The sequence below is a fragment of the Cryptosporangium aurantiacum genome (assembly GCF_900143005.1).
GTDB lineage: Bacteria > Actinomycetota > Actinomycetes > Mycobacteriales > Cryptosporangiaceae > Cryptosporangium > Cryptosporangium aurantiacum.
In genome coordinates this window covers 403,725-424,114 of the sequence record NZ_FRCS01000006.1, presented here as the reverse complement: position 1 = coordinate 424,114, position 20,390 = coordinate 403,725, and the positions used below count along the sequence as shown (strand labels likewise).

The 20,390-nt window shown below is 70.5% G+C and carries 18 protein-coding genes; 8 read left to right on the top strand and 10 right to left on the bottom strand.

Features of this window, described 5'->3' with window-relative positions:
• The first annotated feature begins 19 nt into the window (after nucleotides 1-19).
• Together BUB75_RS22415 and BUB75_RS22410 are read left to right on the top strand one after the other, a co-directional pair.
• Entirely contained in the window at nucleotides 20-886 is an 867-nt protein-coding gene (locus tag BUB75_RS22415; RefSeq protein ID WP_073259718.1) for a TIGR03619 family F420-dependent LLM class oxidoreductase, read from the top strand.
• Nucleotides 883-1,629, top strand: a complete 747-nt coding sequence (locus BUB75_RS22410; RefSeq protein WP_073259717.1) for an SDR family NAD(P)-dependent oxidoreductase — start codon at nucleotides 883-885, stop codon at nucleotides 1,627-1,629. Before BUB75_RS22415 ends, BUB75_RS22410 begins: the two co-directional genes overlap by 4 nt.
• Here the strand turns inward: BUB75_RS22410 and BUB75_RS22405 are convergent.
• From BUB75_RS22405 to BUB75_RS22395, 3 genes are all read right to left on the bottom strand, one after another.
• The gene (locus tag BUB75_RS22405) at nucleotides 1,589-2,380 is read right to left on the bottom strand and encodes an alpha/beta fold hydrolase (protein ID WP_178379953.1); all 792 of its coding nucleotides are present in this window, start codon (nucleotides 2,378-2,380) and stop codon (nucleotides 1,589-1,591) included. The genes BUB75_RS22410 and BUB75_RS22405 overlap by 41 nt on opposite strands.
• Before the next feature lie 11 nt (nucleotides 2,381-2,391).
• Nucleotides 2,392-4,863 carry a CaiB/BaiF CoA-transferase family protein gene (locus BUB75_RS22400; RefSeq protein WP_218617704.1) on the bottom strand — a complete coding sequence of 824 codons (2,472 nt, stop codon included), beginning with the start codon at nucleotides 4,861-4,863 and terminating at the stop codon, nucleotides 2,392-2,394.
• 104 nt (nucleotides 4,864-4,967) lie between these two features.
• Nucleotides 4,968-5,780, bottom strand: a complete 813-nt coding sequence (locus BUB75_RS22395) for a mycofactocin-coupled SDR family oxidoreductase (protein ID WP_073259716.1) — start codon at nucleotides 5,778-5,780, stop codon at nucleotides 4,968-4,970.
• Between the two features lie 93 nt (nucleotides 5,781-5,873).
• On the opposite strand from BUB75_RS22395, the gene BUB75_RS22390 reads away from it, so the two are divergent.
• Nucleotides 5,874-7,418, top strand: coding sequence for an AMP-binding protein (locus tag BUB75_RS22390; protein WP_073259816.1), 1,545 nt, complete (start codon nucleotides 5,874-5,876; stop codon nucleotides 7,416-7,418).
• A 19-nt stretch (nucleotides 7,419-7,437) separates the two neighbouring features.
• Here BUB75_RS22390 and BUB75_RS22385 read toward each other — a convergent pair whose 3' ends face one another.
• Nucleotides 7,438-8,343 carry an alpha/beta fold hydrolase gene (locus tag BUB75_RS22385; RefSeq protein WP_073259715.1) on the bottom strand — a complete coding sequence of 302 codons (906 nt, stop codon included), beginning with the start codon at nucleotides 8,341-8,343 and terminating at the stop codon, nucleotides 7,438-7,440.
• Nucleotides 8,340-10,121, bottom strand: a complete 1,782-nt coding sequence (locus tag BUB75_RS22380) for an acyclic terpene utilization AtuA family protein (RefSeq protein WP_073259714.1) — start codon at nucleotides 10,119-10,121, stop codon at nucleotides 8,340-8,342. The genes BUB75_RS22385 and BUB75_RS22380 overlap by 4 nt, the downstream gene beginning before the upstream one ends.
• A gap of 92 nt (nucleotides 10,122-10,213) precedes the next feature.
• Between BUB75_RS22380 and BUB75_RS22375 the strand changes: the two genes are divergently transcribed.
• Nucleotides 10,214-11,119, top strand: a complete 906-nt coding sequence (locus tag BUB75_RS22375; RefSeq protein WP_073259713.1) for a LysR family transcriptional regulator — start codon at nucleotides 10,214-10,216, stop codon at nucleotides 11,117-11,119.
• 12 nt (nucleotides 11,120-11,131) lie between these two features.
• On the opposite strand, the gene BUB75_RS22370 is transcribed toward BUB75_RS22375, so the two are convergent.
• From BUB75_RS22370 to BUB75_RS22360, 3 genes are read right to left on the bottom strand one after another with little or no spacing between them, the layout of a single operon-like run.
• Nucleotides 11,132-11,899: an SDR family NAD(P)-dependent oxidoreductase gene (locus BUB75_RS22370; protein WP_073259712.1), complete on the bottom strand. Its 768-nt coding sequence runs from the start codon at nucleotides 11,897-11,899 to the stop codon at nucleotides 11,132-11,134.
• 28 nt (nucleotides 11,900-11,927) lie between these two features.
• Nucleotides 11,928-13,445 (bottom strand): acyl-CoA synthetase, encoded by a 1,518-nt coding sequence (locus BUB75_RS22365; RefSeq protein WP_073259711.1) that lies wholly within the window; start codon nucleotides 13,443-13,445, stop codon nucleotides 11,928-11,930.
• 13 nt (nucleotides 13,446-13,458) lie between these two features.
• Entirely contained in the window at nucleotides 13,459-14,253 is a 795-nt protein-coding gene (locus BUB75_RS22360) for an enoyl-CoA hydratase/isomerase family protein (RefSeq protein WP_178379952.1), read from the bottom strand.
• A gap of 154 nt (nucleotides 14,254-14,407) precedes the next feature.
• Between BUB75_RS22360 and BUB75_RS22355 the strand changes: the two genes are divergently transcribed.
• Both BUB75_RS22355 and BUB75_RS22350 read left to right on the top strand, forming a co-directional pair.
• Entirely contained in the window at nucleotides 14,408-15,601 is a 1,194-nt protein-coding gene (locus BUB75_RS22355) for a class I adenylate-forming enzyme family protein (RefSeq protein ID WP_073259710.1), read from the top strand.
• Nucleotides 15,598-16,101, top strand: a complete 504-nt coding sequence (locus BUB75_RS22350) for a DoxX family protein (protein WP_073259709.1) — start codon at nucleotides 15,598-15,600, stop codon at nucleotides 16,099-16,101. The genes BUB75_RS22355 and BUB75_RS22350 overlap by 4 nt, the downstream gene beginning before the upstream one ends.
• Before the next feature lie 30 nt (nucleotides 16,102-16,131).
• Here BUB75_RS22350 and BUB75_RS22345 read toward each other — a convergent pair whose 3' ends face one another.
• Nucleotides 16,132-17,106 carry an aldo/keto reductase gene (locus BUB75_RS22345; RefSeq protein ID WP_073259708.1) on the bottom strand — a complete coding sequence of 325 codons (975 nt, stop codon included), beginning with the start codon at nucleotides 17,104-17,106 and terminating at the stop codon, nucleotides 16,132-16,134.
• A 94-nt stretch (nucleotides 17,107-17,200) separates the two neighbouring features.
• Here BUB75_RS22345 and BUB75_RS22340 point away from each other — a divergent pair, with 94 nt between their 5' ends.
• A complete protein-coding gene (locus BUB75_RS22340; protein WP_073259707.1) occupies nucleotides 17,201-18,343 on the top strand; it encodes a thiolase family protein in 1,143 nt (380 codons plus the stop codon).
• Nucleotides 18,344-18,348: 5 nt separating this feature from the next.
• The gene (locus tag BUB75_RS22335; RefSeq protein ID WP_073259814.1) at nucleotides 18,349-19,497 is read left to right on the top strand and encodes an acyl-CoA dehydrogenase family protein; all 1,149 of its coding nucleotides are present in this window, start codon (nucleotides 18,349-18,351) and stop codon (nucleotides 19,495-19,497) included.
• Between the two features lie 65 nt (nucleotides 19,498-19,562).
• Here BUB75_RS22335 and BUB75_RS22330 read toward each other — a convergent pair whose 3' ends face one another.
• On the bottom strand, nucleotides 19,563-20,378 hold the full coding sequence (locus BUB75_RS22330; protein ID WP_073259706.1) for an SDR family oxidoreductase: 816 nt from the start codon (nucleotides 20,376-20,378) through the stop codon (nucleotides 19,563-19,565).
• Nucleotides 20,379-20,390: the final 12 nt, after the last annotated feature.

Genomic DNA, 20,390 nt, shown 5'->3' with positions numbered 1-20,390 from the left:
TGAGCAAGGGAGCACACGCATGCACTTCGGGCTGAACATGGTGCCGGTCCGGCTCGGGGAGCTGACCGACGCCGCCCAGCGGGCCGAGGCGCTCGGCTTCGAGTCACTCTGGGTCGGCGAGCACATCCTCACCCCGGTCGCGGTCGCGCCGAAGTATCCCGGCGCGACCGGCAAGCCGCCGTTCTCGCCCGACTCGCGGTTCACCGAGCCGTTCGCGACACTGGCCCATCTGGGTGCCGTCACCTCCCGGGTACGGCTCGGCACCGGTATCGCGATCCTGCCGCTGCACGCACCCCTCGCGCTCGCTCGCTCCATCGCGACCGTCGACGTCCTCTCGGGAGGACGGGTGAGCGTCGGGGTGGGCGTCGGCTGGATGCGCGAAGAGTTCGACGCGGTCGGTCAGGACTTCACCACACGGGGGCGACGGATGGACGAGATGCTCGCCGTACTCGACACCCTCTTCACCGAGGAGCGGCCGAGTTTCGCGGGTGAGTTCTACACGCTGCCGGAAATGGGCTTCCAGCCGAAGCCGCTGCAGCGACCGCGTCCCCCGATGCTCGTCGGCGGCTCGTCCGAGGTCGCCCTCCGGCGCGCCGCCCGGGCGGGCGACGGCTGGTACGGCGGCCAGCAGCCCCCGGAGGAGGTGGTCGCCATCATCGAGAAGCTGCAGCGGTACCGGGAGGAGTACGAACGGGCGGACCGTCCGTTCGAGATCACCGTGCTCACCGCGTGGGGGAAGGGGTACGACGCCGATCTGGTCGCGGGCTACGAGAAGGCCGGGGTCCACCGGATGGTGGCGACGCCGTGGTCGAGTAGCCGCGAAGCTCTCGCCGGCATCGAAGCGTTCGCCCGGACGGCCGGTCTGGCATCGGAGGGTGCTCGATGAGCGACCGGTTCGAGGGGAAGATCGCCCTGGTCACCGGCGGTGGCAAGGGCATCGGGGGTGCGATCTCCCTGGCGCTGGCCGACGAGGGCGCCGACGTCGCGATCAACTTCCGCAGCGACGCCGATGCCGCCGCCGAGACTGCCGCCGAGGTTGAGAAACGCGGTCGCCGGGCGCTGCTGGTCCCGGCCGACGTCACCGACGACGCGGCCGCGCTCGCGATGGTGGAGCGCGTGCGTGCCGAGCTGGGACCGGTCGACTTGCTGGTCAACAACGCGGCGTACACGCGCTTGATCGACCCGGAGCAGATGACCCTGAAGATGTGGCGGCGCATCTTCGCGGCCAACGCCGAGGCGGTGTTCCACCTGACCTGGCTGGTGAAGGACGACATGCGGCGCCGCGGGGGAGGAGCGATCGTCAACATCTCCTCGACCTCGTCGCTCAAGCCGGATCCCAGCATGATGGCGTACGGGGCCTCGAAGGCCGCGCTCAACCACTTCACCCAGACCGCCGCGCTCGCGCTCATCCGCGACAACATCCGGGTCAACGCGGTCGCGCCGGGCTTCGTCGCGACGCCGCGGACGGAGACGGTCGACCCACGGACCCGGGCCGAGATGGAGCGCAAGCTGCCGCTGGGGCGTGGTGGGCGGCCCGAGGAGATCGCCGCGATGGTCACGTTCCTGCTCTCCGACGACGCCAGCTACGTCAACGGACAGGTGATCGCGGCGTCCGGGGCGCCGTCCTGATCAGTTCCGCGCAGGCCTCCGGCTCCTCGAGCGGTAGGTGATGGTGCGCGCCGGGTAGCCGTACGGTCGTCCACCCAGGGTGGACGACCGCGGCTCGCTCGGCGAATGCCGGGTTGACGACGCTGCTCAGCGCCCCGGAGACGTAGCAAACGGGGAGGGCCCCCGTGGCCGCGCAGCGCTCGACGTCGTCACCGTAGAGGTGCGGGAGCTCGGCGGGATCGTGCTTCCACGCCCAGCCACCGGGTACCGCCCGGAGGCCGTACTCCGCGACCGGGTCGAGGACCGCGGCGGGGAGTTCGGGCTGCGGCGGCGTCAGCCGGAACCTCGCGCGAGCCTCGGCATACGTCGGGTAGACGCGTGCCGGTCTGCGCGTGCCGATCCGCTCCCGCAGGGAACCGGGCGCCCAGAGGCCCGTATCGAGCAGAACGAGGCCGGCGAAACGGTCCGGCTGCACGGTCGCCGCGTACAGCGCGACGCGGCCCCCCAGACTGTGCGCGACGACCAGGGGACGCCCGGCGCCGACGGCGTCGGCCACTGCGAGCAGCTCCGCCGCCCAGGTCCACCCGTCGTAGGACGCGCGGTGAGCGCTGTCGCCATGGCCGCTCAGGTCGACGGTGATGACCCGCCGGTCCGCGGTCAGCAGCGGCATGACCGCGTGCCACCACCCGGAGTGCGCGCGGCTGCCGTGCACCAGCACCAGGTCGCGCGACCCGGTGCCGTGCACGGCGTAGCGCACGTCGGCGCCGGCCACCGTGACGGTGTTCAGCCGATCACGCCCCGTTCGCGCAGGTCGGCGATCGTCGCGTCGTCGTAGCCGATCTCGCGCAGCAGCGCGTCGGTGTGTTCGCCGACGAGGCAGCCACCCTTGGTCTGCGTCGAGGACCGGGAGAACTTCACCGACGGCCCGAAACGCAGGTACTCCTCGAAGATCGGGCTGACCGCGGTACCGGCGTACTCGGCCGCCAGCGCGGGGTCGGTCTGCATCTGGTACTCGGGCAGGACCTCGGTGACCTGCACGCAGCCCACGCCGGCCCCGAGAAGGCGCTTCTCCCAGTCGCCCGCGGAGCGCCGGGCGAAGACGTCGGTCAGGACGTCGGCGAGCTCCCGGTCGTGCGCGGCGCGGCCCTCCGGCGTCGCGAACCGGTCGTCGCCGGCCAGGTCCACCTCGGTGGCCAGCGCCTCGACGAGTGCGCCCCACTCCCGTGCCGCCGGAGCAGTGAGGCACACCCAACCCTCGGCCGTGCGGTACATGCGGTAGAGAGCCGACCAGCCCATGGCGTCGTCGTCGACCTCCGGTGCCTGCGGACGGCCGGGAAAGTCGACGATGCGTTCGAGTAAGACGTGCGTCCCGGTGGCCAGCATCGTGACGGTCAGCGCACCGGTCGGGCGCTGCCGCTGCCGAGCGAGCAGGCCGAGCAGGATCGTGGAGGCGACCGCCAGCGCCGAGAGGCCGTCGGCCTGCAGGCTCGGTACGGCGGTCGCCGAGCCGAGCTGGCGCATCGCCGACTTCTTGGCGGCCATCGTGTTCGCGGCGCGGACCGCGAACGGGGCGTCGGTCAGCGCCAGTCCGGCGGCCGCCGCGACGCTCGGGGCGTAGGCGGGGCGGTGGCCGTACGGGCCGCCGGTGCCGTACCCGGGAGCATTGACATAGATCAGGTCGGGGTTGACCCGGCGCAGCGTCTCCGGGTCGACACCGGCGCGGGCGGCCGCACCGGCGCGGAAGGCTTGCAGCACGATGTCGCTGCGGCGTGCCAGCTCGTGCACGATCCGCAGTCCCTCGTCGGTCCGCAGGTCCAGCGCGATCGACTCCTTGCCCTGCATGACCCGCACCCCGCCGGCTTCGGGGAAGGGCAGCGTGTTGCGGATCGTGTCCCCGGCCAGCGTCTCCACCTTGATGACCCGTGCGCCGAGGTCGGTCAGCTGGGTGCTGCCGAACGGTCCGGCGAACATGACGCCGAACTCGAGGATCGTCACCCCCGCCAGCGGTAGTTCGGACGGTCCGTCGCCTGCCGCAGCACTCGGTGCAGCGGCCTCGATCGCTGTACGGATCTCGGCGCCGTGTTCGTCGAGCCGCGGGGCCGGGCGGACCGGCAGGAAGGGCCGGTCGTCGGAGTGGACGAGCGCACCCGGACGACGCACGGTGCCCCGCTCGGGGTCCTCGACCCGCACGTCGCGGCGCTCCCACTGCAACTGCGGGTGGTCGAGCGCCTCCGGGCCCTGCCGGAACAGCTCCGCGCTCACGTTCGGATTGGTCTCGAAGACCTCCCGCCACTCCGCCAGCGTCCGCTCGCCCGCCTTCTCCAGCACGATCTCCCAGAACTCGGTCCGCAGCTCCTGGGACTCGAACTTGGGGACGTCCTTCCACCGTGGGTCGGTGAGCATGTACGACAGCCCGAACTCCTCGAGCATGGCCAGGAACAGCCGGGGGTCGGTCTGGGCGAACTGGAGGAAGTGGCCGTCCTTGGTGGGGGCGGCCATCAGCGAGTAGAGCATCGGGCTCAGCGGCTCGCCGTTCGGGTCAAAGGGTTCGACCGTCTCGTACGCGCCGGGCCAGCGGACGCCGATCAGCTGACCGGACCAGTTCCAGGTGTCGATCATGCTCACGCCGCGGACCAGGTCGGCCTCCACGTGCTGCCCGAGACCGGTCGACTCGCGGTCGAGCAAGGCGGCCAGGATTCCGTGGACAGCCGTCTGTGCCGCCCCCCAGGAGGCGTACGGAACGCTGACGAACGCCGGCCCCGGCCGTTCGATCATCCGCGCCTTGCTGTGGAACATCCCGAGCTTGGCCATGACCAACGCTTCGTAGCCGGGTAACGCCGCCCACGGCCCGGACGTGCCGAAGCCGGTGATCGCACAGCTGACCAGCCGGGGGTTGAGGCTGGTGAGCCGGTCACCGGTCAGCCCGAGCCGTTCCAGGCTGCGGGGACGCATCGTCGTCACGCAGACGTCGGCGTCCGCCAGGAGGCGATCGAGGTCGGCGCGGCCGGCCTCGTTCTGAAGGTCGAGGACGACGCTCCGCTTCCCGCCGCTCATCGCGGGCCACGCGGCCAGCGACCGCAGCGGGCTGCCTCCCGGCGGCTCGACGAGAACCACGTCGGCCCCGGCCTCGGCGAGGAATTGGGTTGCCTGACCTCCCGGCGCGGTCGTCGAGAGATCGACCACGCGCACCCCAGTGAGAGGGCCGGTCACCTGCTCGGTGCTCGACACTTCGCTGTCCGACGCACGTCCGGTCACGGCTTCTCCTCCGCCATTGAGGGGAATTCAGTACCCGCTATTGGAAGCGAAGTGTGTCCTCCCGGTGACCTCCAGGTCAAGGGAACGATCCGCACCCCGCGACGTCAGGGCTTGGTCGTCGAACCCGCGTCGACGGTCATCTGCAAGCCGGTGACGTACCGGCCCTCGTCCGAGGCGAGGAACAGGACCGCGTTCGAGACGTCGCGCGGTGTGACCGCCGGAGCCAGCGTGTTCGTCGCGCCCATGCCGAACAGCGGATGGGTCGCCGCGAGTTCCTCGAGTGACGAGTTCAGTGCCAGCCCGGTGTCGGAGACCCCCGTCGGGTGGACGCTGTTGACCCGGATGCCGTGTTCGGCCAGTTCGTTGGAGAGCGCTCGGGCGAGCCCCACGACGCCGTGCTTGCTCGCCACGTAGTGCGCGTACGGCACGTGCCCGCGGAGGCCGCCTGCCGAGCTGATCAGCACGATCGAGCCGCCGTTGCCTGCCGCCAGCATGCCCGGGATCGCGGCTCGCGCGGTGTTCCAGACGCCGGTCAGGTTCACTCCGATGACGATGTTCCACGCCTCCTCGGTCAACTCCCAGGCACGTCCTGACGAGATGACGCCAGCGTTGGCAACAACCGTATTGAGGTTGCCCAACTCGGCGACGGCGTCGGCCACCGCAGCACGCAGCGCATCGACGTCCCGGACATCGGCGCGCCGAGCCAGACAGCGGCGGCCTGTCGCGCGGACCAACTCGGCGGTCTCTTCGAGGTCTTCCGGAGTGGCGAGCTGGTACGGAAGCGCCGGGCTGATGGGCGCACAGACGTCCGTAACCAGGACATCCGCGCCCTCCTCCGCCAGCCGCACGGCGTGGGAGCGGCCCTGGCCCCGGCCGGCGCCGGTCACCCACACGACCTGTCCGTCGATTCGCCCCATGTGTCACTCCTCTTGATCGAACCTCGTGGAACGCGAGAAAGGTATACCAAATTCCGTTACCGTGGACGGATCCTTCATCGAAGTGGGGTGCTGATGCCGACGGTGAGTGACGACGGGACGCTGGCGGGGCAGATTGTCCGGGGAGCCGAGACTCACGGCACGGTCGAGATCGTCTTCGACGGACCCCGCGGCAGCCGCCGGGCCACCGTCGCCGAGCTGGTCGCGGACGCGGAACGGGTGGCCGGAGGCCTGCAGGCGCGCGGAGTCGGCCCCGGCGACGTCGTCGCGGTGCAACTCGGCAGTGTCTACGAGGGTGCGGTGGCCCAGGCTGCGGTGGCGTTGTGCGGTGCCGTGCTGCTCCCCGTGGTCCTCATCTACGGTCCGCGGGAGCTCGGGTTCATCCTCCGGCAGTCCGGTGCGGTCGCGCTCGTGCTCCCCGGCGAAGTCAAAGGACGCAGGCACGCGGCTACCGTGCTCGGTGCGCTGGAGCGGCCGCCGTCGCTACGCACCGTCGTCGTGGTGGGCAGCACCGCCGGTGTCGACGGCGCGATCGCCTTCGACGACCTGAACGGCGCGCTCGCCCGTCCCACGCTGCGTCCGGACCAGCGCGCGCTGCTGGTCTACACCTCGGGCACCACCGCGGACCCGAAAGGCGTCCAGCACTCCCATCGCACGCTGCTCGGAGAGATCTTCTCGCCGATCCTGCAGCGCCGGTTACGGCAGCTGGCCCTGTTCCCGGCCGGGCACGTCGCCGGGTTGCTCGGGCTGATGCGCATCCTCGTGCACGGGTGGCCGACCGTCGTCCTCGAGACGTGGGACCCCGGCCGGGCCGCGGCACTCGTCGACGAGTTCGCGCTCACGTACGGGGTCGGAGCGCCCGTCCAGCTCGCCGGCCTTCTCGATCAACAGGCCCGCGGGGCGGCGACGCTGGCCACGCTGGAGGAGTTCATGACCGGGGCGGCGAACGTGCCACCGGCTCTGATCAGCCGAGCCGAGCGTGCCGGCCTGCCCGCCTACCGGTGCTACGGATCCAGCGAGCACCCGACGATCAGCACGGGCGTCCGGAACGATCCACTGACCAAGCGGGCGAACACCGACGGGCGGATCATCGCCGGCAGCGAGATCAGGCTGGTGGACGACGAGGGGAACGACGTGCCGGACGGCGCGGAGGGCGAGATCGCCAGCCGCGGGCCGGAGCTCTTCCTCGGCTACACCGATCCGGCGCTCGACCGGGACGCGTTCCTGCCCGGACGCTGGTTCCGCACCGGCGACGTCGGCCGGCTCGACGGCGACGGCTACCTGACGATCACCGACCGCAAGAAGGACATCATCATCCGCGGCGGGGAGAACATCTCGTCGAAAGAGGTCGAGGACGTGCTCGCCGAGCACCCGGCCGTGCTCGACGTGGCCGCGGTCGGACTGCCCGACGAGCGAATGGGGGAGCGTGTCTGCGCGGTGGTCGTGCTCGGCACGGGACAGAGCCTGGACCTCGACCAGGTCCGGGAGCACTTCGCCGCGTCGGGCCTGGCGAAGCAGAAGACACCGGAGCGGGTCGAGGTGGTGACCGAGCTGCCCCGGACGCCCGCCGGGAAGGTGCAGAAGTACCTTCTCCGGCGGGAGCTGACGCAGCCGCGCTGACGAGATGCCCGAACCGGTGTCAGCCGAGTCGGAGGAACCGATGGAGAAACGCCGCGAGTTCCCGTGGCCGGTCGGACTGCACGGAATGTCCGGCACCGGGAATCATCTCGACGGTCGCCCCCGGCTGACGCCCGGCGAACTCCGCGATGTCGGCCCGGCCCACGAAGTCCGAATCGCCCCCGGGCACCAGCGCGATCGGGACGTCGATGCGGGACAGGTCGTCCCACAACCGCTCGTACACCTCGGGGGAGGCGGTCTGGCGGTCGTAGCGCCACGCCCAGCGCCCGCTGGGCAATTGGCGGGCGTTGTGCGTGACGCCGCGCCGGAGCGCCGCCCGGGGCCGCTGCGGGGCACCCGCGGCGGCTGCTTCGACCATCGCGTCCAGGCTGTCGAACTCCGCCGGGCCGGCCACCAGGGCCGTCGTCCCTCGCTGCTGGGCCGTCATCCCGACGGTTCGTGCGAGCACCGAGGGCGTGACGTCGACGACGACCAGGCCGGTGGCCGTGCCCGGATACCTCGCGGTGAGCGCGATACCGGTCAGCCCGCCGAGCGACATCCCGACCACCGGTACGAGGCCGACCCCCCACGAGGCGAGAGCGGCCGCCACCGTTCCGGCGTTCGTGCCGGGGGAGTAATCCTTGTCCTGCCTCCACCCGGAGTGGCCATGGCCGGGAAGATCGACGGCCAGCGCGGGCACGCCGAGTGCGACCAGCACCGAGTCCCAGGTGTGGGCGTTCTGCCCGCCCCCGTGCAGCAACACCAGCCGGACCGGGCCCACGCCCCAGCGGAGCGCGGACACCCGGCCGGTCGGCGTCTCGGCCTCGACGCGGCGTACCGGCAGGACGCGGCCGACCGGAACGCCGACTTCGGCGGCGTTCTCGGCCAGCAGCGCGAACTCGCCGTCGGCGGGTTGTGTGGTCGTCATCGCCGCCCGATGCCGTCGAGCACGGTCTCCGGAATCGGGACGTGCTTGGCGCGCAGGTACTCGCCCACCGACTTGCCCACCTGGTCCACCCGCAGGTTCGACGATCCGCCATTGCCGAGCAGACCCACCAGGACGAGGTTCACGGCGCGGAGCTCGGGGAACTCGTGCCGGATCACCCGGCAGTCCTTCGCTTCGGGCAGCAGTGCCCGGATGTTCTCGGTCGACAGCGCCCGCCGCAGCCACTCCCAGGCCTCCGGGCCTTCGATTTCGCGCGGAAGCCAGACCCCGATGTTGCAGTTCCCGCCCTTGTCGCCGGACCGCGCGTACGCGACCGTGCCCAGCGGCACCCGCCGGGTGGCACCGACCGCGAGCTCCGGTGGTTCGGGATGAACCGGCTGCGGCGACGGCTCCGCGCCGGTCGCGACCGGCGCGTCCACGGTCGTCCCGTCCTCGAACACCGCCCGGTGGAGGAGCCGGTCAGTGGGCAGCAGCGCGGGCCAGTAGTCGATGCGGGGCCAGGGAGTCGTCACCCGCGGGCTGTGGGTGTCGTGGAAGAAGCCGGGGAAGCCCTGCAGGTAGATGCTCCCCATCACCTGCGTGAACCCGCGGAGCTGCTCCGATGTCCGCGCCGTAGCCATCACGCGGATCGGGACCGTCGCCTCCCACTGCGACGCGGGGTCCTCCGCGGCGGTGCCGAGCGGCGTGACGTCGAGCTGGTCGACCCGGTCGTCGAGGTGGGCGTGCAGCTGAGCGCGGAGCAGCGCGACCTTCTCCGCGACGTCCGGGGCGCTGCAGAACAGGAACTGCACCATCTGGTAGCCGACCTCGGCGAACGTGGCCACCTTCGTGGTCGGCGGCGGCGCCGAACCGGTCACCGGGCCGATGGCCACCCGGTCGGGGCCGACCTGCTCCAGCCGTACGGTGTCGAGGTGCACCGTCGCGTCCGGGTTGAGATAGCGCGGGCCCTGGATCTCGTAGACGAGCTGGGCGATGACGGTGTCGACGGTGACCGTTCCGCCGTCGCGGCCGTGCTTGGTGATCACCGAACTGCCGTCGGCAGCGATCTCGGCGATCGGGAAACCGGGCTTCACCATTCCCGGTACCGAGCGGAAGCCGGAGAAGTTCCCGCCGGTCGCGTGCGCGCCGCACTCGATGATGTGGCCCGCCGTGACCGCTCCGGCCAGCGCGTCGTAGTCGTCGGGCGACCATCCGTGCCACCACGCGGCCGGTCCCGCGGTCAGGGACGCGTCGGTGACCCGGCCGGTGACGACGATGTCGGCCCCTGCCTGCAGCGCCGCGGCGATACCGAAGCCACCGAGGTACGCGTTGGCCGCGATCGGCTCGAATCCCCAGTCCGCGAGCGGTGCGCCGGTGTCCAGATGCTCCAACGCGAGGCCGTCGGCCCGGAACTCGTCGAGCCGATCGAGCACCGCGTCCCCCTCGACGTACGCCACCCGCAGCGGGATGCCGTCGCCCGCCGCGAGCTCACGCACGGCGGTGGCGAGCCCGGCGGGGTCGAACCCGCCGGCGTTCGTGACCACCTTGATCCCGCGTTCGGCGATCGTGCCCAGATGCGGTCGCAGCTGGCGAAGGAAGTACGCGACGTAGCCGGCGCGGCCCTTGCGGTGGCTCTCGGCGAGGATCGCGAGCGTGACCTCGGCGAGGTAGTCGCCCATCACGACGTCCACGGGGTCGCCCGCGAGCACCTCATCGAGCGCGGTCATCCGGTCACCGAGATAGCCGGAGAAATTGCCGATCCTGATCGGTCGAACACTCATGGACCGACGTTAAGACGGCGGATAGCCGCTGGCCACGTCCGTTTGAGTCAGGCACGTGACCGCAGCGGTCACGTCAGGACGAGGAGGCCGTAGTGCAGATTCTCCACCTGCGCTATTTCGTCGTCGTCGCGGAGGAACTGCATTTCACCCGCGCCGCGGAGCGGCTGTCGATGGCGACCTCGCCGCTGTCCCGACGGATCCGCGACCTCGAGCGCGAACTCGACGCGCCGCTGTTCGTCCGTGCTCACCACGACGTCACGCTCACCCCCGCCGGAGCGGCTCTCCTGCCGCTGGCGCGCGACGTGCTGGCGCGGTTCGACGCGCTCCCGGACGAGCTTCGCCGGAGCGTCGGCGACACCCGGCGGTCCGCGATCGTGGGGGTGGCGCCGGACGTGCCGCCCGGGATCCGGGACCGGTACCTCGACGCGGTCCGGAACCGGGCGCCTGGCCTGCCGGTGGCCATCCACGCGGACAACACCGCCCCACTCCTCCGTGCCGTGCGGGCCGGCCAGGTCGACCTGGCGTTCGTGCACGGCCGGGTCAGCGGCAGCGACCTGGTGGCCGTCCGCGTCCACACTCAGCCCGCCGGAGTGGCGGTCGGTCGGCGGGCCGGATTCGAGGGGCGGACGTCACTGCGGCTCGAGGAGCTCGCCGCGCTGTCGTATGTCTCCATCAACCCCGACGCCGCCCCCTCGGTCTACCGCGGGGTCGAAACACTGCTGCGTCGCCACGGGATTCGGCGACGGATGGAGCTGGAGAGCACCAGCGTCGCCGATCTCGCGCACGTGGTCGCCGGTGGGAAGGCGTTCACGTTCGCCGGACTCACCTCCGGCGCGACGCACAAGGCGTTCGCCGGGGAACCCGTGGTGGTCCTGCCCGTCGACGGAGCCCGGATCCAGCTGACCACCGACGCCGTCTGGCGCAGCGATCGTGAGCACCCCGGCGACGTGGTGGCCGACCTGGCATCCTGCGTGGACGCCGTGGCGCAGGACGGCTGACGTGTCCGGGTATCAGTGGCCGGACATACCTCCGTCGACGGCGAGTGTGGTACCGGTGATGTAGCTCGACGCCGGTGCGGCGAGGAACACGACGGCGGCATCGAGTTCGTGTTGCTCGCCGAAGCGACCCAGCGGACTACGGCTGTTGATGAACGCCATGAGCTTCTCCGGCGGGAGGTCGGCGGTCATCTCGCTGGCGAAGTAGCCCGGTGCGATCGCGTTGACCCGGATGCCCCGCCGGCCTGCCCACTGCTGCGACAGGTCGCGGGTGAGCCCGATCAACCCGGCTTTGCTGGCCGCGTAGGCCGCCTGCGGCTGGTAGGAGGCGATCAGACCGAGCATGCTGGCGATGTTGACGATGCTCGAGCCGGGCTGCATCACGCGCGCGCAGGCCTGCGCCATCCAGTAGGCACCGTCGAGATTCACGTCGACGACGCTGCGGAACTGCTCGGGTGTCTCGCGCACCGCAGGCACGGCACTGCCGACCCCCGCGTTGTTGACCAGCACGTCGACCCGGCCGAAGGTGTCCATCGCGGCCTCCGCCAGCGCGGTGCAGTCCTCCGGGCGAGCGACGTCGGTGGCCACGGCGTGCGCACGCCGTCCGGTGGCCTCGACCGCCTTCGCCGTGTCGGCCAGACGATCGACGCGACGCGCTCCCAGGACGACGTCGGCCCCGGCGTGGGCGAGTGCCACCGCGAAGCCGGCGCCGAGCCCGGAGCTCGCTCCGGTGACGATCGCGACGCGGCCGTCGAGACGGAACAGATCGAGTAAGGGGTTCACGGGTGCCTTCCGATCGAATGGCAGGAGGTCAGTCCGCGAAGGCTTCGCGGACGCGTCGGCGCAGCAACTTGCCGCTGGGCAGCCGCGGGAGTTCGGCCGTGAACACGATCGACCGGGGACACTTGAAACCGGCGAGACGCTCACGGCAGTGCCGCACGAGTTCCTCGGCCAGCTCGGCCGTCGGATCCGTCCCGGCCTCCGGCTGAACGACGGCCCGCACGGACTGGCCCATCTCCGGATCGGGTACGCCGATCACCGCCACGTCGGCGACCGCGGGGTGCATGACCAGCGCGTTCTCGATCTCGGCCGGGTAGACGTTGACGCCGCCCGAGATGATCAGGTCCGTGCGCCGGTCCGCGAGATAGAGAAACCCGTCCTCGTCGAGGTGGCCCAGATCGCCGAGGGTTGCCCGGCCTCGTTCGTCGTGGGCTCCGGCGGTCTTCTCGGGGTCGTTGTGGTACTCGAAGCTGCCGCCGCCGGAGAACCAGATCGATCCGATCTCGCCGGCCGGCAGCTCCGCGCCGTCGTCGCCGACGATGTGCACCGTGCCGACCGCGGCTCGCCCGACGGTGCCCGGATGTGCGAGCCAGTCCTCGGAGGTCGCCACGGTCATCCCGGCGCCCTCGCTGCCGGCGTAAAACTCGACGAGCTTCGGCCCCAGCCAGTCGATCATCGCGTGCTTGACGTCGATGGGGCAGGGCGCGGCCGCGTGGACGACGGACCGCAGGGAGGAGAGGTCGTAGCGCGCGCGTTGCTCCGCGGGCAGCTTGAGCATCCGGACGAAGTGGGTGGGGACGAACTGGGCGTGCGTGACCCGGTACCGCTCCATCGCCGCGAGGCAGTCCGCCGGGTCGAACCGTTCGAGCAGGACGACGGTTCCGCCGTTCCGGATCGTGCCGAGGGACCACCCGGCGGGCGCCGCGTGGTACAGCGGGGCGGGGCAGAGGTACACGCTGTCGGGCCCGAAGCCGAAGCGCGCGGCCATCGTGTGCTCGATCGGCAGGCCGGTGCCGAACGGCGGGAAGTCGTGTCCGGGCAGGATGCCTTTGGGCGCTCCGGTCGTGCCGGAGGAGTAGAAGAAGTAGACGCCTTCGATCTCCTCGGCGCCGTCGTCGGGGTCGACCTGCCGGACCAGCTCGTCGAGCGGAGCCAGACCGTGCAGGGGTGGCCCCGCGACGGCCGCGAACTCCACCGTGGGGTTCTCGCGGACGATTCTCCCGGCCAGCGCGGCGACCTGCGGAGAGGCGAACAGTGCCCGGGCGCCGCAGTCGCGCACCACGTACGCCGCTTCGTCGGCCGTGAGGTGCCAGTTCACCGGAGTCCAGTAGACACCGGCGCGCTGCGCACCCAGGGCGACGACCAGGAATTCCGGGCAGTTCTCCATCAGTACGGCGATGTGGTCCCGCGTGCCGACGCCCCGGGATCGGAGCAGGTCGGCGACCTGCCGGCTGCCGAGGTCGAGCTCGGCGTACGTGAGCGTGCGGCCGTCGGGCATCACGACGGCGGGCTTCTCGGGGTGGAGCGCGGCTAAGTCGCCGAGGTGCATGCCGCCGCCCCGCTCAGCGCAGGGTCCAGTCGCGCCGGTTCACCGATGAGCGGCTGACCTGCGACTGGCCGATGGGGTTGCCCAGCTGCGGATAGGAGTACGCGGTGCGCAGTGCCTGCGAACGAGTGGAGTCGAGGGACTCCCACACCGCCCGGACGGTGCCCTGGATGGCCACCGGTGGCTTGCTCGCGATGATGGCCGCCAGCTCGGCCGCGCGCTTCCACAGCTCGGCACGCGGCACGACCTCGCTGACCAGGCCGATCTGGAGTGCCCGCTCGGGGGACAGCCGTTCGTCGAGGCCGAGTAGAGCGATGCGCAACGTCTCGCCCAGCGGAATGCGGCGGGCCAGCCCGATCGGCTCCAGAGCCGCGGTCAGCCCGTAGGAGACGTGGGGGTCGAAGAACGTGGCGTCGTCGGAGCAGATGACGATGTCCGACTCGTTGATCCAGTAGAACGCGCCACCGGCGGCCATGCCGTGGACGGCACACACCACGGGCTTCCACACGTGGTTCGTCTTGGGGGAGAGCCTCTCGCCGGGATCGGTCTGACTCCAGATGTTCGACTCCTGGGGAACACCCTCCTTGACGTCCACTCCCGTACAGAAGGCTCGATCCCCGGCGGCGCGCAGGACCACGACGTGAACGTCGTCGTCGCTCTTGACCTGGTTCCAGATCGCAGTGAATTCCTTACACATGGTCTGGTTGAAGCTGTTCATGGCTTCCGGACGGTTCAGCGTCACGGTCGCGATGTGGTCCGCCACGTCGTACGTCACGGTCTCCAGGCGCGCCGGGTCGAATCCGCTGCCCATGTGCCTCCGCCTTTCCGCGCCACCCTGCGTTCTGCCGCAAAGAGTACGCTATTTACCCGCTGTGACGCGGCCCAGCTGCGCTACTAGGTGTAGACCAACTAAATCAGGTACCTTTTCTGTCTGTCGCAGGGGTCGCGCCGGAAGGGGGATCGGAATGATTCAGCAGCGTCTCGGGAGCCTGTTGAAGCGAGCACCGGCGCGCGCCGCGGTTGTGTACGGCGAAACGGCGTGGACGTGGACTCAGCTCGCCGCGCTGTCGGAGAAGCTGAACAGGCTACTCAATATGGTGGCGCTCGGCGACGGGGCCAGGATCGGCGTCGCGCTGGAGAACCGACCGCAGTCCGGCGCCGTGGTGGCTGCTCTCCTCGCCACGGATCGGTGCCTGACGGCGCTGAATCCGCTGCGCGGCCCCGAGCGCCTGTGTGCCGACATCGAGGCCAACGCGCTCCCGGTCGTGGTGGCGTCGTCGCACGTGCTCGCGCTGCCCGGGGTGCGGCGCGCGATCGCTCGGCACGGCCGGACCATCGTCGTGGACTGGGACGGGACGTGCGAGATGGAGTCGGTCGAGCCGGTCCTCGTGACGGACCGCTCGACGGCGCCCGGCGTCGCGGTCGAGACGCTCACCGTCGGAGGGCGGAAGCAGGTGCTGCTGACCTACCAGCAACTGGCGACCGCGTTCCGGTCGGCGGGCGCGCGCGGCCGCGCAGGCGACGCGGGCACCGTCGCGCACGAGACCGGTGCGACGATCGTCTCCACGCCGATCGCGCAGATCGGTGGACTGGTCTCGCTCGTGGCCTCGATGTACGCGGGACGCCGGACGGTGCTTCTCGACGGCTTCCTCGTCGACGAGTGGGTCCACGCGGTCGAGCGGTACCGGCCGTACGCCGCCGAGCTGACCCCGGGCGCGATGCGGGCGCTAGTCGAGGCGAATGCGTCGGCGCACCGGTTGGCCAGCCTCCAGGTCATCACCTGTGGAACCGATCCCTGCCCGCCGCAACTCGCCGACGCGCTGTTCAGCCGGTACGGGATCCGCGTCGTTCTGACCTACGGAGCGGTCGAGTTCTCCGGGGCGGTCGCCGGATGGACGAGAGCCGACCACGTGCGGTGGTGGATACGCAAACAGGGAGCGGCCGGCCGCGCGCTCCCGGGTGTCGCGCTGCGGGTCGTCGGCAGGGGTGGCGTGGAGTTGCCCGCGGGGACGTCCGGTGTCCTGGAGATCCGGTCCGCCCGGGAGGCCGACGCGGGGCGGCAGTGGGTGCGGACCAGTGACCTGGCGCGCCTCGACGAAGACGGCTTCCTCTGGATCGAGGGCCGCACAGATGACGCGATGATCGGGGCGTTCGCATGAGTTCGATCGATGTCGGGCTGTTACTGATTCGGGTCGTCGTGGGTGCGACCCTGCTGATGCATGCCTGGAACCACTGGTTCGGCGGCGGGAAGGTGGCCGGCACGGCCGGCTGGTTCGAGAGCCTCGGGCTGCGGCCGGGGCGGCTGCACGCGTGGGCCAGCATCGTCACCGAGATCGCCGCCGGTCTGGGCTTGATCGTCGGTCTGTTGACGCCGCTGGCCTGCGTGGCGGCGATCGGACCGATGGTCGTGGCAGGCATCGCGGCACACCGCCGCAACGGGTTCTTCGTCTTCCGCGACGGCTGGGAGTACGTGCTGATGATCGCGGTCGTCGCCGCGGCGATCGCGCTGATCGGCCCCGGTGCGGCCTCGCTCGATCACGCCCTCGACATCGTGATCCGCGGACCGTTGGGTCTGGCGATCGCCGTGGTGGGAGGCGTCGGCGGTGCGGCATTACTCCTGGCGGTCGCCTGGCGCCCGGCCGGCCGGACCGCGCCCTGACCGGGCGCGGTCACGGACGGCGGGTGCGGATCAGAATCCGGTGGGCAGGCGCGGGGTGTACGGGTCTTCCAGCGCCTTGATCTCGGCGTCGGTCAAGTGGATGTCGAGCGCGGCGACGGCGTCCGTGAGGTGGTGCTGTTTCGTCGCACCGACGATGGGTGCGGTGACCACCGGGTTCTGCAGCACCCAGGCGAGTGCTACCTGCGCCATCGGCACGTCGCGGGCGCCGGCGACCCGTTCGACCGCGTCGATGATGGGTTTGTCGACGTCGGCGGTGAAGAGCGTGGCGCCGAAGTTGTCGGTCTCCAGCCGCTGGGTCTGCGTACCCCAGGGACGGGTGACGCGCCCTCGGGCCAGCGGGCTCCACGGGATGCTGCCGACGCCCTGATGGGCGAGCAGGCCGAACATCTCGCGTTCTTCCTCGCGTTGCAGGAGGCTGTACTGATCCTGCATCGAGATGAACCGTGTCCAGCCGTTCCGCTCGGCGACGTGCTGCATGGTGGCGAATTGCCAGGCCCACATCGACGAGGCGCCGATGTAGCGGGCCTTGCCGGCCCGGACGACGTCGTGCAGAGCCTCCATGGTCTCTTCGATCGGAGTCTTCGGATCGAAGCGGTGGATCTGATACAGGTCGACGAAGTCCGTGCCGAGCCGGGTGAGCGAGGCGTCGATCTGCTCCAGGATCGCCTTGCGGGACAGGCCGGAGCCGCCCGAGCCCTTGTGTATCCGCGCGTACACCTTGGTCGCCAGCACGACGTCCTCGCGCCGGGAGAAGGTGCGGATGGCTCGCCCGACCACCTCTTCGGACTTTCCGAGGCCGTAGGCGTTCGCCGTGTCCCAGAACGTGATGCCGAGTTCGACCGCCTGCCGGAAGAACGGCTGCGCGGCGTCCTCATCGAGGACCCAGCTGTAGCTGGCGGGCGCGGCGGGGTCGCCGTAGCTCATGCAACCCAGCGCGATACGGCTCACGCGCAGGCCGGATTTTCCGAGTCGGGTGTATTCCACGCTGAACTTCCCTCCATGCTGATGGGAGCCCCTGAGGCGCCCATTTAAGTATACTAAAAAGGCTCGACGTCAACCTCGGGACGGGAGATCTCGGATGCGCGAGGCAGTCGTGGCAGCGGCCGTGCGAACACCGGTCGGAAAGCGGAACGGTGGACTGGCCGGGGTGCACGCGGTGGACCTGTCCGCTCTGGTCCTGACCGAGTTGGTCGACCGGACCGGGATCGACCCAGGATCCGTCGACGACGTGATCTGGGGTTGCGTCTCGCAGATCGGCGACCAATCCAGCAACATCGCCCGCTTTGCTGTCCTCGCTGCGGGCTGGCCCGACCACGTTCCCGGTACCACGATCAACCGGGCGTGCGGATCGAGCCAGCAGGCGCTGGACTTCGCCGCCGCGATGGTGATGTCCGGTCAGCAGGATCTGGTGGTGGCCGGCGGCGTCGAAACGATGAGCCGGGTACCGCTCGGAGCGGCGCGGGAGACGGGCTTCCCGTACGGACCCAAGGTTCTGGCCCGCTACGACGGCTTTTCGTTCAACCAGGGCATCAGCGCGGAACTGATCGCGGAGAAGCGGGGCTACTCCCGCGAGCGGCTCGACGAGTTCGCCGCGCTCTCGCACGAACGGGCAGCCGCCGCGCAGGACGCCGGAGCCTTCGACGCGCAAGTGGTCCCGGTCCCGGTCGATGCGGGGGTCGTCGTCGCGGACGAGGGTGTCCGGCGTGGCAGCAGCGTGCAGTCACTCGCGGCGCTGAAACCGTCGTTCACCGAAGACGGCGTCATCCACGCGGGCAACGCCTCGCAGATCTCCGACGGTGCCGCTGCGCTGCTGGTCACCACCCCGGAGACGGCGCGAGAACTGGGACTGACGCCCCTTGTACGCTACCACTCGGGTGCGGTGACCGGCGCCGATCCGGTGCTCATGCTCACCGGCCCGATCCCGGCGACGGAGAAGGTGCTCGGAAAGGCGAATCTGACCATCCAGGACATCGGAGCGTATGAAGTCAACGAGGCTTTCGCCCCGGTGCCCCTCGCCTGGCTGGACGAGACCGGCGCCGACCCCGCGAAACTCAATCCGCTCGGCGGCGCGATCGCGCTGGGCCATCCGCTCGGTGCGTCGGGTGCTGTCCTGATGACGCGGTTGATCCATCACATGCGGGACAACGGCCTGCGCTATGGGCTGCAGACGATGTGCGAGGGCGGTGGTACCGCGAACGCGACCATCGTCGAGCTGGTCTGATGCCGATGCGGCGGAACGTCTTCACGCCTGACCACGAGGCCTTCCGGTCGGTGGTCCGCGACTTCGTCGGGAAAGAGGTGGTCCCGCACTTCGCCGCGTGGGAGCAGGCCGGTCGGCTGCCTCGCGACGTCTTCGAGAAGCTCGGCGATCTGGGACTCATCGGAACGGCGATCCCCGAGGAGTACGGCGGCGGCGGCCAGAACGACTATCGCTACAACGTCGTGTTGCAGGAGGAGGCCGCTCGGGCGTTGGTGTACTTCGGCACCCTGCGAACCCAGCTCGACATCATCCTGCCGTACTTCCTCACCTACGCGGACGACGCGCAGAAACGACGGTGGCTGCCGGGCATCGCCGCCGGCCGCACGCTCACCGCGATCGCGATGACCGAGCCGGGTACCGGATCGGATCTCGCCGGCATCCGGACGACGGCAGTGCGCACGGGCGACACCTACGTTCTGAACGGTGCGAAGACCTTCATCACCGGCGGCTTGCTGGCGGACCTCGTCCTCGTCGTCGCACGGACGTCGACCGAGCCCGGAAACCGGCGGCGAGGCCTCTCGCTGCTGGTCGTGGAGGACGGCATGCCGGGGTTCACCAAGGGGCGAGTGCTTCAGAAGCTGGGTCTGAAGGCGCAGGACACCATCGAGCTCGCGTTCAGCGACGTCCGGGTGCCCGCCGCCAATCTGCTGGGGCAGGAGGGAGAGGCGTTCTCCTATCTCGGTGCGAACCTCGCGCAGGAGCGGCTGGCGATCGCCGTCGGCGCCGTGGCCCAGTCGCGCGCTGCGCTCGACGCGACCACTCGTTACGTCAAGGAGCGCTCCGCCTTCGGAACGCCGGTGAGCTCGTTCCAGAACACGAAATTCGAGCTGGCGGCGGTGGCCACCGAGATCGAGGCGGCGCAGGCGATGCTGGACCGCGCCGTGCTCGAGCACACGGAAGGCCGGCTGTCGGGGAGCGACGCGGCGATGGTGAAGCTGTTCTGCACCGAGATGCAGGCCCGCGCTGTCGATCGATGCCTGCAGCTGTTCGGCGGTTACGGCTACATCCTCGAATACCCGATCGCCCGGCTGTTCGCGGACGCCCGTGTCGCACGCATCTACGGCGGCACGAGCGAGGTCATGAAGACGATCATCAGCAAGTCCCTGGGCCTCTAGGAAGCCGGGATGGCGCCTCGATGACGCCGGCCGGGCCGGCGCGAGCGCCGGCCCGCCCCGTGTACTCAGCCCTGAGCTGCGTGGGCGACGTGCTCCCAGTCGGCCCAGGTCTGCAGCCGCCGGGCATACACGTGCTTGACGATGTCCACCGGAGCCGAACCGAAGAGCACCCGCAACGGCGGCTTCTCCGCGTCGACGATCTCCAGCAGCGCCGGGCCGGCCGCGGCCGGGTTGCCCGGCTGCGCGGTGGTGGCACGCGCGGCCATCGCGTCGCGGATCGGCTGGTAGGCGGGGTGGGGCTCGGCGTGCTTCGCGGACGAGCCTGCCCAGTCGGTGGCGAAGCTGCCGGGCTCGACCAGGGTGACCTTGATGCCGAAGCCCTTGACCTCCTGGGCGAGGGCTTCGCTGTACCCCTCGAGGGCCCATTTGGACGCGTGGTAGCCGCTCAGCGTCGGGAAGGCGGCGACGCCGCCGATCGTGGAGATCTGGACGATGTGTCCACCGGCCTGAGCGCGCAGGATCGGGAGGACGGCCTGGGTGACCCAGACCGCGCCATAGAAATTGGTCTCCATCTGGTCGCGCAGCAGCTGCTCGGTGATCTCCTCGGCCGCGCCGAACAGACCGTAGCCTGCGTTGTTGACCACGACGTCGAGGCGCCCGAACGTGTCGTGGGCGGTGGCCACGGCCACGCCTACGGCGGCCTTGTCGGTGACGTCGAGCGTCAGCGGCAGGATCGCGTCGCCGTACTTGGCGGTCAACCCGCCCAGTGAGCTGACGTCGCGGGCGGTCGCGGCCACCCGGTCGCCCCGCTCCAGGGCGGACTCGGCGAAGTAGCGCCCGAAGCCGCGGGATGTGCCGGTGATCAGCCAGACCTTGCTCATGAAGTCCCTCTC